The sequence below is a fragment of the Gracilibacillus ureilyticus genome (genome assembly GCF_900111195.1).
Lineage (GTDB): Bacteria > Bacillota > Bacilli > Bacillales > Amphibacillaceae > Gracilibacillus > Gracilibacillus ureilyticus.
Genome location: NZ_FOGL01000006.1, coordinates 49,764 through 64,739 on the forward strand (window position 1 = coordinate 49,764; position 14,976 = coordinate 64,739).

At 38.2% G+C, this 14,976-nt stretch carries 11 protein-coding genes; 8 read left to right on the forward strand and 3 right to left on the reverse strand.

Annotation, left to right across the window (positions count from 1 at the left end; genetic code table 11):
- The first annotated feature begins 1 nt into the window (after position 1).
- A complete protein-coding gene (locus tag BMW36_RS07720) occupies positions 2–2,344 on the forward strand; it encodes a polyprenyl synthetase family protein (protein ID WP_089740290.1) in 2,343 nt (780 codons plus the stop codon).
- A gap of 152 nt (positions 2,345–2,496) precedes the next feature.
- Here BMW36_RS07720 and BMW36_RS07725 read toward each other — a convergent pair whose 3' ends face one another.
- The 3 genes from BMW36_RS07725 to BMW36_RS07735 all read right to left on the reverse strand — a co-directional run bounded on the left by BMW36_RS07725 (position 2,497) and on the right by BMW36_RS07735 (position 5,567).
- Positions 2,497–3,501: a FecCD family ABC transporter permease gene (locus tag BMW36_RS07725; protein ID WP_089740291.1), complete on the reverse strand. Its 1,005-nt coding sequence runs from the start codon at positions 3,499–3,501 to the stop codon at positions 2,497–2,499.
- Positions 3,501–4,493 carry a FecCD family ABC transporter permease gene (locus BMW36_RS07730; RefSeq protein WP_089740292.1) on the reverse strand — a complete coding sequence of 331 codons (993 nt, stop codon included), beginning with the start codon at positions 4,491–4,493 and terminating at the stop codon, positions 3,501–3,503. Before BMW36_RS07730 ends, BMW36_RS07725 begins: the two co-directional genes overlap by 1 nt.
- Before the next feature lie 129 nt (positions 4,494–4,622).
- Entirely contained in the window at positions 4,623–5,567 is a 945-nt protein-coding gene (locus BMW36_RS07735) for an iron-hydroxamate ABC transporter substrate-binding protein (RefSeq protein ID WP_089740293.1), read from the reverse strand.
- A 119-nt stretch (positions 5,568–5,686) separates the two neighbouring features.
- Between BMW36_RS07735 and BMW36_RS07740 the strand changes: the two genes are divergently transcribed.
- The 7 genes from BMW36_RS07740 (at position 5,687) to BMW36_RS07770 (ending at position 14,974) form a co-directional block, all read left to right on the forward strand.
- Positions 5,687–6,736, forward strand: coding sequence for an NAD(P)/FAD-dependent oxidoreductase (locus tag BMW36_RS07740; RefSeq protein WP_089740294.1), 1,050 nt, complete (start codon positions 5,687–5,689; stop codon positions 6,734–6,736).
- A 123-nt stretch (positions 6,737–6,859) separates the two neighbouring features.
- Positions 6,860–8,317: a protein adenylyltransferase SelO gene (locus BMW36_RS07745; RefSeq protein ID WP_089740295.1), complete on the forward strand. Its 1,458-nt coding sequence runs from the start codon at positions 6,860–6,862 to the stop codon at positions 8,315–8,317.
- Positions 8,318–8,493: 176 nt separating this feature from the next.
- The gene (locus BMW36_RS07750) at positions 8,494–9,186 is read left to right on the forward strand and encodes an ABC transporter ATP-binding protein (protein WP_089740296.1); all 693 of its coding nucleotides are present in this window, start codon (positions 8,494–8,496) and stop codon (positions 9,184–9,186) included.
- A 61-nt stretch (positions 9,187–9,247) separates the two neighbouring features.
- Positions 9,248–10,192: an efflux RND transporter periplasmic adaptor subunit gene (locus tag BMW36_RS07755; RefSeq protein ID WP_175480379.1), complete on the forward strand. Its 945-nt coding sequence runs from the start codon at positions 9,248–9,250 to the stop codon at positions 10,190–10,192.
- Between the two features lie 20 nt (positions 10,193–10,212).
- Positions 10,213–13,029: an FtsX-like permease family protein gene (locus BMW36_RS07760; RefSeq protein WP_089740298.1), complete on the forward strand. Its 2,817-nt coding sequence runs from the start codon at positions 10,213–10,215 to the stop codon at positions 13,027–13,029.
- A 16-nt stretch (positions 13,030–13,045) separates the two neighbouring features.
- Positions 13,046–13,927 (forward strand): ABC transporter ATP-binding protein, encoded by an 882-nt coding sequence (locus BMW36_RS07765; RefSeq protein ID WP_089740299.1) that lies wholly within the window; start codon positions 13,046–13,048, stop codon positions 13,925–13,927.
- 33 nt (positions 13,928–13,960) lie between these two features.
- Positions 13,961–14,974 (forward strand): LacI family DNA-binding transcriptional regulator, encoded by a 1,014-nt coding sequence (locus BMW36_RS07770; protein WP_089740300.1) that lies wholly within the window; start codon positions 13,961–13,963, stop codon positions 14,972–14,974.
- The last annotated feature ends 2 nt before the right edge of the window (positions 14,975–14,976 follow it).

Consider the following 14,976-nt stretch of genomic DNA (forward strand, 5'->3'; position numbering starts at 1 on the left):
AATGAACGATAATCAATTGAAAAATTCCAATACAATGTACCAGGCGGCGGAAAAACAGGCTGAAGTGTATTTTCAAAAGTTACTTCATTTAATCCAGTCAGGTGAAGTTTTCCCGGCTTTAGAAAGTGACTTGGAAACACTAAAAGGAAAACATTCCATATCCAGACTTTTTTCCATATCAGCTAAACTCGTACAAACGAAAGAATACTCTTCCTATATCAATTTGCTGAAAAAATCCGGATCTTTAACGAGTTATTTAGAGCGGAGTATCTCTTATATTTATTTGCGGGATTTAGGTAAATCGTTAGCCTCTCAGGAAACGAGAGAAAGGATTACTAGTACTGTCAGTGATCTGGAGAAATATCTGACCAGTAAAAGTGGTATGGAGCCATTTCGTTTAACAGAACTGTATCGATGGGCAAAAAATGAACAGATTGAAGAAACGTTCCTCTGGTTAATGGATAAGTTGAAACTGGTCTCTGATCATATTCCTGAAGGCATGGACAAAGACAATGCTAAACGTAAACTCATTAAAATAATTGGAGGGGTGCTTCTCCATGAATATGATGAGATGGAAGAGAATATGGAAGGAAATAAGAGAGCCAAACGACTGGATGAGGCAATCCGTTTGGGCTATTGTTATGGATTAACATATCCATTTATTGATGATCTGTTGGATGCTGATATTTTGACAGCCCATGAGAAAAAGCAATATTCGGATCTGTTACGAACCACTTTTACAAACAGAGAGGTTGTTGTGTGGAAAGAGTGGGAAGGAGAAAATGAAGAACTGATTCGTTTTGTTCACAGGGAACTTGGAGAAGCATTTTCCTTTATTACACAGCGAATATCCGTGGAATTAAGAGAAAAGTTTTTTGATCAGGTAAATATTTTTTTCCAATCACAGGAGATTGACAGGGAGAAAAACTTAACAAACCCCTCTCTTACTAATAGAGAACTCTATCTTCCCGTAATTTTAAAGTCTTCATCTTCACGCCTGATTGTCCGGTCTTTAATTAGCAGTACAGATAAAGAAATAGATAATCGGACATTTTACTACGGAATCTATAATCAATTATCTGATGACTTTACTGATTTTTTCCAGGATTATGAAGACGGAGCTGTTACACCATATACGTATTATTTTACTTACTATGACAAGAGGAATGATTTAATAAATCCGTTTGAGCTATATTGGGCAGTTATCTATTATTTAATTCACAATGTTTATCATTCTGATAAAAAAACTGCACACATTATCTTAAGCAGGGCAATAAATGGCTTGAAACGAAATAAAGAGAGATTAGGTGAGGATAAATATCAACAGCTGATGGGTGTCTTTGCAAGAAATATCAAGGAATTTCACCAATCTATTCTTCAGCTGATTCATAAAGTTAATGATGTTGATTTTTTTGATAAGCTGTTGCGTGATCATATGCTGAAAACAATGAAAGAAAATCGTGAGGAGAAGAAACAATTTTTAAGGAATGTTTCTGTAATAAGAAATAGGTTAAACAAAAGGTTACCGATTCAGCAGAGTGAAGAAATACGTGAATTAATTACAGGGGCTGCGAACTACAGTTTAGTAAGTGATGCAAAAAGATTACGTCCGATTGTCGCTTCAATGGTTGCTACAGATATCTATCAATTAGATGAAGTGGCCATTATACCGCTGTTGAAATCACTGGAATACATGCATACCGCTTCACTTATATTTGATGATTTACCATCACAGGATAATGCTTCTATAAGACGGGGGAAACCGACACTGCATGAAGCTTATAATAGTGCTGTCGCAGAGTTGACAGGTTTATTTCTCACCCAAAAGGCATACGAAGAACAGGCAGCACTGGATCAGTTTGACCCCAAAAGTGTTCTTGGTCTCATCCAGTATTCAGCCAAAATGACTGCCCAAATGTGCAAAGGGCAGGCGATTGATCTGGAATCTAAAGGCAAGAAGCTGACACTATCAGAACTGAATCAAATGTGTTATTTTAAAACAGGAATTGGATTTGAAGCCGCTATAATTATGCCAATGATTCTTGCGCAGGCCTCAGATACGGAAAAAAGTTATATGAAGAAATATGCTTATCATGCCGGAATCGCTTTTCAAATTAAAGATGACTTGCTCGATGTGGAAGGGAAAAAGGATATTATCGGAAAGCCTACAGGAAACGATCAACATAATGACAGCTCAACATTTGTTTCAGTACTCGGAATTGTGGAAGCCAAAAAAGCAATGTGGGATCATTATTGTGAGGCACAGGAAAGTTTAGATGGAATGTCGCAAAATTCCAATTTCCTGAAACACTTACTGGATTATTTTATTAACAGGGAGAAATAATGATATCGTCGTTGCTGACTGATTGGAAAAGCATCAAATAATCCATTTGATGCTTTTTCAGTTACGATTGTTTTATTTCCGCGTTGTTTCAAGAGGCTCTGAAAGTTCAGCGAGTATAGGGAACCAATGATGAGCAGTCCTGGAGACGATATTCATTTTTTTCGAAGTAACAGAAAGATAAAGTATGGGGCACCAATCAGGGCAGTAATAATCCCTGCTGCAATCTCCTCAGATTCTAATGCATTACGCCCTATTGTATCAGCAATAAGTAACAACAGTCCCCCTATTAAAATAGCAATGGGAACAAAGAGATGGTTTCGAGGACCAACTAGCGACTTAGCAATATGTGGTGCCATCAGTCCAACAAAAGCAATCCCGCCTGTTACGGAAACAGCAGCAGCAGCTAACGCGACTGCAGAAATTAACAGGACAACTCTCTCTTTTTCCACCTGTACCCCTACTCCGACAGCCACTGGTTCACTAAAAGCCAGTAAATCTAACTTACTTGCTTTATATAAAGTAAAAGGAACAAGAATAACAAGCCATGGAAGGAGCGCGAGAATAAATGGCCAGTCTGTGCCCCAGATGGAACCTGCCAGCCACTTGGAGATGAAAGCAACTTTTTCATCCTCTGCCGATGAAATGAGGACAACCATTCCTCCGGAGCATGCCATAGAAAAACCTACTCCAACAAGAACCAGTTTTATTGGCTGAACACCAAGTCCTTTCGTATAGGAAAATATGTAGATGAAAAATGCAATCAGGATAGCACTGAAAAAAGCGACCGCTGGGAGTGCATATACAAAGCTTCCAGCTTCAACAGGATAAAATAAAAAGAAGATCGCTACCCCAATTCCTGCTCCAGCATTGATGCCGATTATACCGGGATCAGCTAAGTCATTTCGTGTAATACTTTGTAATATGGCCCCAGATAATGCTAGTGCCATCCCTGCCAAAATGGTGACAAGGATTCGAGGTAATCTGAATGAAAATAGTACCATTTCTTCTTTAACTGTGCCTTCACCTAAAAGTGTAGGAATTATCCGCTGAAAAGATACGGAAGAATAACCTAATCCCAGACTGAGTATTGCTGCAATGATAATTAGTAAAATTAAAGAAATGACAATAACCCGCTGTCTTACTAATTTATTCGTCATCAAATCTGTTTCGCTCCTTTTCTTACAATAATCAGAAAAAATGGTAATCCAATTATCGATATAATTGCTGCAACTGAAGTCTCGTACGGTGCATTAATTGTTCTGCCAATTGTTTCAGCGGCTACCAGAAAGGCGGCGCCTATGATCATAGACATTGGGAGAATATTTCGATAATCAGAACCAACAATAGCACGCACGACATGCGGTATCATTAAGCCGACAAAGGCGAGGTTCCCGACTAATGCAACAGAAGCTCCAGCTAATAGACTGATTAGTAAAAAAAGGACTGCTTTAATCACAAGAATGTTTTGTCCAAGTCCGACTGCAACATCTTCATTTAAACTTAATAAAGAAAGCTGTCTGGAAAACAGTAAGGAGACGATTAATGTTACAGCAATAAACGGTAAGACGACTTGTAACTGAGACCAGTTTGTTCCAATAAATCCTCCAGCAGTCCACATTGATACATCTTTTGAGATGTCGAAATAAATGGCGATCCCATCTGCAATTGCATATAGGAAAGCAGAAACAGCTGAACCTGCGAGGACTATTCTCAACGCTGAGAATCCACTATTGCTAATGGCACCGATTCCAATAACGAGCAATGTTCCAATTGTTGCTCCAATAAAGCATGCGATCATAATAGAAAAATAATTTGCAACAGGAATGAATGCCATTGTCATAGCAAGTGCCACATTTGCTCCAGCAGATACCCCAAGTAATCCCGGGTCTGCTAATGGGTTGCGAGTTACCCCTTGCATAATGGCTCCTGCTACTGCTAGAGCAGCACCAACAAAGATAGTAGCGATAATTCTTGGGAACCGAATTTCCTGCAGCATTGTTACTGTATCTGTTTTTTTCGAAGAGGTAACAGCAAACCATACATCTTTCAACGAAGTATCCGCAGCACCGAATCTCATTGCAATCAAGCTGACGAGAATCAGTAAGATGAAACTTCCTGTTAACTTGTAAGAGAAATTTTTCGCTTTCATTATTTATCAACGTCTTTCCTACAGATTATCGTTTTCTTCTTTTATCACAGCGCTAAATGTCTGTCATACCCTATTGATTAAATGTAATGAATAGAGGATGGGACTGAAAACAGGCCCATCCTAGAGTAATTATTTTTCTAAAAAGTTATCGAGGAAAAATTCCAGCTGGTTATCCAGTGTAATTGGATCAGTAAAATAAAACTCTCTCGCATCTGCGACCATAACTTGATCGTTTTGAACAGCAGGGATGTTCTTATAAGTTTCGGTTTCCATAAAAGAGGTTTCCGTTTCTTCTGTCTTACTGATAACAAGATAATCACCAACATAGTCTGGGAGAACTTCTAATGATAAGGTATAATAGCCAGCCTCTAATGCATCCTCTTTCACTTTATCAGGCATTGCCAGACCCATTTCCTGATAGAGAATTTCCGTACCGCGAGCCCAGTTATCACCGAACACATATAATTCTTTATCTGCATTCTCAATTACTGTAACAGTGGCATCTTCACCGATTTCTACCTTAATTTCTTCTCCGGCCTGTTGAGCGCGTGCTCTAAAATCTTCTACCCATTTCGTTGCCTCTTCTTCTTTGTTTAATAACTTTCCAATTTCAATATGTTGATCTAAATAATCATATTCCCCATATGTAAATGTTACAGTAGGAGCAATTTCGCTTAATTGATCATAATTTTTAATTGTAGTGAGTCCGATAATCAAATCAGGATCTAACTCAATAATTTTTTCTAAATTCTCATCTGAAACTTCTTGTACCCCTTCAAGGTCATATAATGGATTCTGCATGCTGAATGATTCTGCCCCAATCAAAGGAACATCCAATGCAAGAACATTACCTGCAAAGCCGGATAGTGCGATTACACGCTGCGGATCGGAAGGAACTTCAATTGGCCCATTCTCTGATTCATAGGTTATCGTCCCTTCTGCGGATTGATTATCTGCAGCTGTTTCTTCTTCATTTGTATTATCCGAATTATTAGTGTCTGTTGCGCTTTCACCGCCACATGCGGCAAGTATAAATAAAGGGATAATAAAGATAAGCCATAAAAACTTTTTCATATGTAAAACTCCTTTTTAAAATTATTAATTGAAATCGATTATCAATATCGTTTATAATGATAATGGTTATCATTATCGTTTGTCAACGGTTTTTTAAAATATATGTTGGAGGGATTGCTTTGCGACAAGAGGACTGTTTTGATGTAACTGTAATCGGTGGAGGACCTGCTGGATTATATTCAGCTTTCTATAGCGGATTAAGAGAAATGAAAACAAAGATTATTGAATTCCAGCCGCAATTAGGCGGGAAAATCCATGTATACCCAGAGAAAATGATCTGGGATGTCGGAGGTTTATTACCAGTTACCGGCCAGCAGCTGATTGATCAATTAACCGAACAAGGATTAACGTTTCAGCCGGAAGTTGTCCTGAATGAAAAGGTGGAATCAATTGAAAAGAGAGCAGATGGAATTTTTCTCTTACATGGAAGTACAGGAAAAGTCCATTACACAAGAACAGTCATTGTTGCAACAGGGAGCGGTATATTAAAACCTCAGAAATTAGAGATAGATGGAGCAGAACGTTTCGAGCTGACTAATTTGCATTATACAGTTCAGTCTTTTAAAAAATTCAAAGATAAAGTTGTCATAATTTCTGGTGGTCGTGATTCAGCAATTGATATCGCAAATGAACTGGAGCCAATTGCGAAGAAAGTCTACCTGACATATCGCCGCGAGAATTTAAATGGACATGAAGCACAAATAACACAATTGCTAAATAGCTCGATTGAATGCTTCTTTCAGACAACTATTACTAAATTAATATCTAATCAGAAGAAAGAAAAAATTAATCAGGTGGAACTAACCAACAGCAAGACTGGAGAGGTTACGTCAATACCAGTAGATGATGTTGTCATTAACCATGGTTTTGATCGTGATTCATCCCTCATTGAAAACAGTGATTTACCTATTGAGCTTATCGACGATTTTTATATCGCTGGAGATAACAAATCGGCATCTAACGTTGGAGGTTTATTTGCTGCGGGAGATAAATTAAAAAATGATGGGAAAGTGCATCTTATATTAGGAGCATTTCAGGATGCAGCTAATGCGGTGAACAGTGCCAAAAAATACTTAGAACCAGAAGCAACGGAATATGCGATGGTTTCTTCACATAATGATATATTTAAAGAAAAGAATAAAAAATTAGTGCAGGATTTACTGAAGTAAACAGATACTTATATAGTGTATCTGTTTTTTTGTTAAACTGGAAGAATAAAGAGGAATATAGTCAATCTTTTAACAGAATAATAAAAGAATATACGATAATTATCGACTGGAAAGGGAGATTCAATGGCTAAAATAGGTTTTCACTTTGATAATAGTTACACATCATTGCCGGAGCGGTTTTACAGCAAAACAAATCCAACACCTGTGAGTAGTCCTGTTTTACAATTGTTTAATGAAGGTTTAGCAGAACAGCTTGGCCTTAAGGTGGATGAATTAAAGCAGGAAACCAATATTGGAATACTGGCAGGTAACACAATACCTAATGGGGGAATGTCTATCGCACAAGCATATGCAGGACATCAATTCGGACATTTTACAATGCTGGGGGATGGGCGTGCAATCCTGTTAGGAGAGCATGTTTCACCAAATGGTGATAAATTTGATCTGCAATTAAAAGGGGCAGGTATCACACCATACTCCAGAGGTGGTGATGGCCGGGCGACTCTTGGACCGATGCTGAGAGAGTATATTATTAGTGAGTCAATGCATGCTTTAGGAATTCCAACTTCAAGGAGTTTAGCTGTTGTGACAACTGGAGAACAAGTAATGCGTGAAACTGTACTGCCTGGTGCTATTTTAACACGGGTTGCTTCAAGTCATATTCGATTTGGTACTTTTCAATATGCAGCGACATTTGGGGAAGAGGGAGATGTTCAGAAATTAGCAGATTATACAATTAAACGGCATTATCCTGATTTGGAAAAGATGGACAATCCTTATCTTGCTTTGTTGCACGAAGTTGTGAAGCGGCAGGGAAACCTTATAGCAAAATGGCAACTGGTTGGGTTTATCCATGGTGTAATGAACACAGACAACATGACAGTAAGTGGTGAAACGATTGACTATGGGCCCTGTGCATTTATGGATGAGTATGATCCGGCAACTGTTTTTAGTTCTATTGACAGGCAAGGTAGATATGCATACGGAAACCAGCCAAACATCGGCGGTTGGAATCTGGCTAGATTTGCCGAAAGTTTAATACCATTAATAGATGAAGATAATGACAGGGCAGTTGAGTTGGCACAAGAAGCAATCTCAAAGTTTCCTGAACATTTTCATAATCATTGGCTCAAAGGAATGTGCGCAAAGCTCGGCATTTATAATCCGGAAGAATCAGATGAAGAGCTTATTAAGGAGCTGCTCGAATTAATGAGCCAATTCGAAGCAGACTTTACCAATACCTTTAGAGCCCTGACTTTTGAAGATAGAAAAAGTCTTGTAATGTTTGGTACAGAACCTTTTCAATTATGGGAGAATAAATGGCAAGAGCGTCTGAAGCGGCAGAAAGAATCAATGAGTCAGTCTGTGGATTTGATGAAAGATAACAACCCGGCAATTATCCCAAGAAACCATCGTGTAGAAGAAGCGATAAATGCGGCAGTGATGGATGATGACTATTCTAAATTGTTTCAATTGCTTAACGTCTTATTTAAACCTTATGCACATTCAAGTGATCAATTGGAGTACGCTTCATTACCACCTAAATCGGAAAGACCGCAACAGACGTTTTGCGGAACATAATTTGAAGGAAGAGATTAATGACAAGTTAATCTCTTTCTTTTTTTGTTAGAAATAATCAATAATCATTATATTAGTTTTTGCAAACGTTTCCGAAAATTCCTTTACATCATAAAATGGATAATTTATACTTTTTACTGTAAGTGCTTACATTAATAAGAAAATTAGGAGGGGGAAAATTGGATACAGAAAATGCACCAATATTAATATCAGAACAGGTTAGCAGGGATTATGGCTCTGGCAAAAATATAGTCCGTGCGCTAAGGGACGCATCCATTAAAGTTGACCAGGGACAATTAGTAATACTAAGGGGTAGATCAGGTTCCGGAAAAACAACTTTACTAAATATTCTCGCAGGTCTGGATCAGCCAACTTCCGGAAAAGTTATATTTAATCATAAGGATCTCTACGCATTATCCTCAGAACAACGTGATGAATTTAGACAGAAAGATATAAGTATAATTTTTCAGTCACATGCTCTTATTCCATTCATGTCAGCATATGAAAATGTTGAATTTGGATTGAGGATTGCGAAGATACCTGTACAGGAAAGAAGAAAATATGCAGAGGAAGCTCTCACTTTTGTTGGATTAAAAGAACGGATGCACCATCGTCCAGATGAAATGTCGGGTGGTGAACAACAGAGAACATCCATTGCAAGGGCAATTGCCTGCAAGCCTAAAGTCATTCTCGCAGATGAACCAACAGCAGAACTTGACACCAAAATGGGGCTGCAAATAATGAAGTTATTTAAAGATTTAATAGAAAAAGAACAAGTTGGAATTATTATGACGAGTCACGACCCGGCAATGCTTGATATTGCTGATCAAGTTTATACCTTAGAGGATGGTGAAATTATTGAAGCGGTCTAATAAAATTTTCATGTACAGTTTCAGTGGGATACTACTCTCACTATTAATGGGATGTTCTCTTTTGCCCAAAGAAGAATCAACATTAGCACCACCTCTGGAAAAACCAGCAAGTGAAGAGATAGCGACAGTAGAGGCAAGTGTTGGAACAATTGAAAGAAGCTTATCAGGGAATGGAATATTCGAGTCAACAGAAATGGCTTATCATCAGTTTACCCAGACATCTGGAAGAGTGGAAGAGGTTTATTTTACAGCTGGAGACACAGTAAAGAAAGGTGATGTTCTTTTGCAGCTGGAAAGCAATGGAGAAGATCTTGAGGTATTAAAAAAAGAACTGGAATTGGAAAAGAAACAATTAGCACTTGATGAAGCAAAATATTCCGGGAATTCAAAAAAAATCCGTATTGCACAACTAGAAAGGGACATTGCCCAAAAGGAATATGATGCAGTCAACAATGAGCTGACAGACAAAGCTTTAAAAGCAAAAATGGATGGAGTGATTGTATTCGATGGAGGCATCAAAGCTGGAGATACAATCGAATCATACCAGATGCTTTATACGGTGGCGAATCCTGCGGAGGCACGATTAGCGTTCAGTGGTACATCTGATGCTTATTTAAAAGAAGTCACTGTTGGTATGTCTGCTGATGTTATTTTCAGAAACAAGACATATAAAGGGAAAGTTGTGCAGACACCTGCTACTGCCCCATCTGTTGAGGATGAAGAATTAAAAGAGAAGTACAGTCAGCAATTATATATCGAATTACCTGAAGCACCTGAAGATATTCAAATCGGCGAAAAGGCAACAGTGAAAATTGTCTTGGATAAAAAAGAAAACGTTGTTATTGTTCCTAAAAATGCCATACGTGAGATGTTAAACGAACAGTATATCCATGTACTGGAAGACGGTGTGCGTATAGAGAAGAATGTGGAAGTGGGAATTAGTAATACAACAGAAACTGAAATAATAAGAGGAATAGAAGCCGGTGATCAGGTGATTGTAAAGTGATCAATAGGAGGATCTGACAAATGACCATCTTTATGATGTTATTTAGAAAAATGAATAAAAATCGCTGGCTTGTTATTAGCTTGTTAAGCGGCATGATGATAAGCACGATGCTAACAAGCAGTCTTCCCATTTACAAAGAATCCATTCTTCAAAGAATGTTAATCAAAGAATTAGATCAGTTCTATATGGATACATGGAAATACCCTGGCAGCTTATCAGCAAAGTTATCTTTAAGTTTACATGATGACGAAGAGGTTACAAGGTATGAACTGCTGCAGCAATTAGATGAGTACTGGGAGCAGCAAATTATAGAGGAGAGAAGCTTTGAAATCCACGAATTTATCAGGGAACGAAGCACAAGACATTTTAGTGTCCGGCCGGTTACTGACAAGGAAAGTAATTCAGATAGTCACCAGGTAGATATGGTGATGCGGACAAATATTGAGGAGCATGTCGATCTGGTTGAAGGCAAATACCCTTCAGCTGCCCCGGTAGACGGTGTATATGAAGGAATGGTTACAGAAGCCTTACTTGTCCAGTATGACATGGAACTCGGCGATACGTTTATAAGTGAAAATAGTATTGCAGATGGTGTGAAGGTGAAAATAGTCGGCATAATAGAACAGAAAGATCTAAATGACCGGTATTGGACTGAACCGCTAAGCGAGTACAGCAAATCTATTATTATAAATGAACAGTTATTTAATGAGATTGTACAACAGGAAATTATTCCCCTTAGTTCCGCAAGCTGGCTGGCAAACGTTGATTACACCAAGTTATCAGTTGCATCAGCCGATTTATTTCTGCAGAAGAAACAGCAAATAGACAATTATTACAAACAAACAATTCAGGGTTTCACACCAACTTTATTAGCAGCAATGGATATATTTTCACAGTATAAAGAGAAAGAAGAAAGACTCAGCCTGTTATTACTGTCTTTAAATATTCCTTTATTAGTTTTAGTAATATTCTATGTTTACATGGTGTCAGGTTTATTAGTAGAAAGACAGTTACCTGAAATGGCTGTTCTCCGAAGCAGAGGAGCATCCAGAAAACAAATATTTTTATTATATTTAATAGAATCTGTGATACTGGCTTGTATTGCTTTTACCACTGGTCCATTCTTAGGAGCTTTTGTGACCAAAATATTAGGTTCGAGTGACAGTTTTCTAAGTTTTGTGAACAGAGGGGATTTAAATGTTTCCTTAAGTTTCACCAGTTTTGCGTATTCAGGGATTGCAGCTGTTTTTGTTATCATTGTTAATCTTGTTCCAATGCTTCTCTCTATGCGGGTAAGTATTGTAGATCAGAAGCGTGATAAAGCCAGGGAAAGAAAGTTATCGTTCTGGTTCCGTTATGGAATTGACTTTATACTGCTGGGACTTGGTTGCTATGGCCTTTATCACCTTAACAGAAAACTTGAAACACTGCTTGCTTTAGAAACAGAAGGGTTGGAAATGAACATTGACCCGATTTTGTTTGTTATACCGTTTGTATTCATTACAGGTCTGGGCCTAGTTCTTTTGAGGTTGTATCCATATGCGCTTCATTTAGTTTACCGAATCGGAAAAAATGCCTGGACACCGCCTTTTTATTCTTCATTATTACAGGTAAGCAGACGAACTAAGCAATATCAATTACTCATGTTATTTCTAATCTTAACAGTAGCCATTGGTATATTCAGTACAAGTGCTGCCAGAACATTAAATGATAATATGGAAGAACAAATCTGGTATCGTAATGGCAGTGAGATTGTACTGAGCCAGCAATGGACGGTTGATCCTGCAAGCCTTCAGGATGAAGAAGAACAAGTACGCTATATTGAACCACCCTATGAAACATTCAGTAAGCTGGAGGGAATTGACAGCAGTGCTCGCGTGTTTTCTAAGGAAGATGCTTACTTCTGGGCTGAAGAAGGTAATGGGAGAGCAGAACTGATGGGGATTGTTACAGATGAATTTGGCAGGACTTCATGGATGAAGGATGGTTTGCTACCACATCATTTTTATGAATATCTGAATGTAATGGCGACAGATCCTTATGCTGTTCTGATTTCCGATACGCTGGCGAAAAGTTTAAATGTCTCTGAAGGTGATAAGATTGAAGTAGGTTGGGTAGGTACGGAGAAATTGCAAGTAACTGTCTACGGTATTTTGGACTATTTTCCGTCTTTTAACCCGAATATCCCTAACCCATCACAGGAAAATGCAGATTCTATGCTTATTGTTGGGCATTTAGAAACTATACAAAATGAATTAGGTTTAGAACCTTATGATGTATGGGTTAAACTTAATAAAGGTATGAATAAGCAAGCTTTTATTGACCAGCTTACAGAAAAAGATATTCATTTAGTTGGCTATAAAGATACAGCAGCAGAAATCATTCAAAGCCGTAATGATCCATTCCGGTTGGCGATGAATGGTGTGATGAGTTTCGGTTTTATATTATCATTATGTGTTACATTCTTCGGGTTTTTATTATATTGGATATTGTCATTACAGCGTCGCATCTTACAATTTGGCATTCTGAGGGCGATGGGAATTACATTCAGACAAATGATTGCAATGTTAACTTTAGAACAATTACTGACATCAGGTGTTGGTATTTTTGTTGGAATGATCACTGGTGCTGTTACAAGTTTTCTTTTTGTACCAATGTTTCAAACAGTATTTAACCCGAGTCAGATAGTGCCTCCATTTGAAGTTATGATTAAAGGAATGGATATATTGATTCTCTCTATATTCATATTATTAATGATGATGATTGCGCTATTAACACTAGGTTATTATTTAAAACGAATTAAGATCCACCAGGCGCTTCGTCTTGGTGAGGACTAATCAGGAGGTGTAGATATTGATCCAATGTGAAAACTTAGTAAAAATCTATCAGGCCTCAGGTTTAGAAGTAGTAGCATTGCAAGGTTTAGACTTAATGATAGAAAAAGGAGAGTTTACAGCTATTATCGGAAACTCAGGAAGCGGCAAATCTACATTATTAAATATGTTGGGCGGGCTTGACCGTCCTTCGGCAGGCAAGTTGTTTATTGATGGAAAGGATATGCTAAAATTCAATGAAAAAGAATTAACAGAATATAAACGTGATACAGTTGGATTTATCTGGCAGAATAATGCTCGCAATCTGATTCCGTATTTAACTGCTGTAGAAAATATAGAAATACCGATGTTGCTGAATAAACGGCTGCGGAGGGAACGGGCTTTGGAATTACTGGATGCTGTCGGTCTCTACCATCGTAAAGACAATTTATTGCACCAACTCTCAGGTGGTGAACAGCAGCGAGTGGCGATAGGGATAGCACTAGCTAATCAGCCGAAATTACTGTTGGCAGATGAACCAACAGGTGCTGTCGATACGAAAACTGCAGACCAGATTATGCAATTATTTAATCGTCTGAATAGAGAACTAGGCTTAACTGTTGTAATAGTGACACATGATCAGCGTTTAGCCAAGAGAGTAGACCGGGTAATTGCGATAAGAGACGGGAGAACATCTTCGGAAATGATTAGAAGGAAATCTTATGCAGAAGAAATGGCAGTGCTTGAAGAATCACTTGATCTGGAAGAGGATTCACATGATGAATATGTTGTAATGGATCAGTCGGGAAGAATTCAGATTCCCTCAAACTATTTAGAAGAATTGGAATTAGCAGGCTTAAACAAATTGCAACTGCATCTGGAAGGTAAGGAGATCGTAATTCGGGCTCCATCAGATGATTAGTTTTATCATTAAGAGCAGAAAGGATGTACACAAGTGAAAGTGACAATAAAGGATATCGCAAAAGAATTAGGGCTGGCTGTAAGTACTGTATCACGTGCCTTAAACGGGAGTTATGGTGTACATCCAAATACGATCGAACAAGTGAAGAAGAAGGCAAAAGAATTGGGGTATATTCCTAACCTCGGAGCACAGCAAATGGCAGGAAAATCAAGTCAATTAATAGGTATCTTCTTTCCTGAATTTGATATAGAAGGAGTAAACCCTGATTTTTTTGAACTGTTACCATCCATTCAGGAGGTTCTCAGAGAAGGCGGGAAGGATGTCATCATTTTTCCGGTAAAATTAGCAGATTACAGGAATAATCTTTTAACAGAGTGGGTAAGAAAGCGTAACTTGGAGGGATGTATTTTCTTACCAGGAATCACGAGAGAAGATAATATTCTTAGGGAAGCTCAGTCAATTAATATTCCTGCTGTAAACTTTGGCAAGGTTGTTGGCGATAAGTGTTCGGCAATCGGGTCCAATAGTCGTGAAGGCGGGAGAATGATTACAGAACTTTTAATTAGAAATGGTCATAAAATAATTGGTTTTATTAACGGACCAGATCATTTATTCATCTGTAAGGAACGCTATGCAGGGTTTTATGAAGTATTACAGGAAAATGGTATCACCCATAATACCTCTCAAGTCATCCATGGAAATTTTAATGGGAAAAGCGGGGAAGATGCTGCCATCCGGTTAATCAACGAAAATCCTGATCTAACAGCAATTGTCTGTGCCAACGACTTAATGGCAATGGGGGCCATTTCTGCATTAGCCGGAAAAGGGGCCAAGGTACCAGCCGACGTATCTGTTACTGGTTTTGACGGGCTATATTATACAGCATATATGAATCCACCATTAACAACGGTTAACCATTCAAGTGAGAGAATTGGGACAAAGGCTGCCGAAATGCTGTTAGAGCTATTGAATGATAGACATGGCTATCATCATACGGTTACTCCCATCCTCATAGAAAGGAAATCTGTTTCAGACATAAGACAATAAAA

What these genes read in the sequence shown, in the direction of transcription:
- BMW36_RS07720 (WP_089740290.1), top strand. Translation starts at nt 2, where the DNA reads ATGAACGATAATCAATTGAAAAATTCCAATACAATGTACCAGGCGGCG.
- BMW36_RS07725 (WP_089740291.1), bottom strand. Translation starts at nt 3,501, where the DNA reads ATGACGAATAAATTAGTAAGACAGCGGGTTATTGTCATTTCTTTAATT.
- BMW36_RS07730 (WP_089740292.1), bottom strand. Translation starts at nt 4,493, where the DNA reads ATGAAAGCGAAAAATTTCTCTTACAAGTTAACAGGAAGTTTCATCTTA.
- BMW36_RS07735 (WP_089740293.1), bottom strand. Translation starts at nt 5,567, where the DNA reads ATGAAAAAGTTTTTATGGCTTATCTTTATTATCCCTTTATTTATACTT.
- BMW36_RS07745 (WP_089740295.1), top strand. Translation starts at nt 6,860, where the DNA reads ATGGCTAAAATAGGTTTTCACTTTGATAATAGTTACACATCATTGCCG.
- BMW36_RS07760 (WP_089740298.1), top strand. Translation starts at nt 10,213, where the DNA reads ATGACCATCTTTATGATGTTATTTAGAAAAATGAATAAAAATCGCTGG.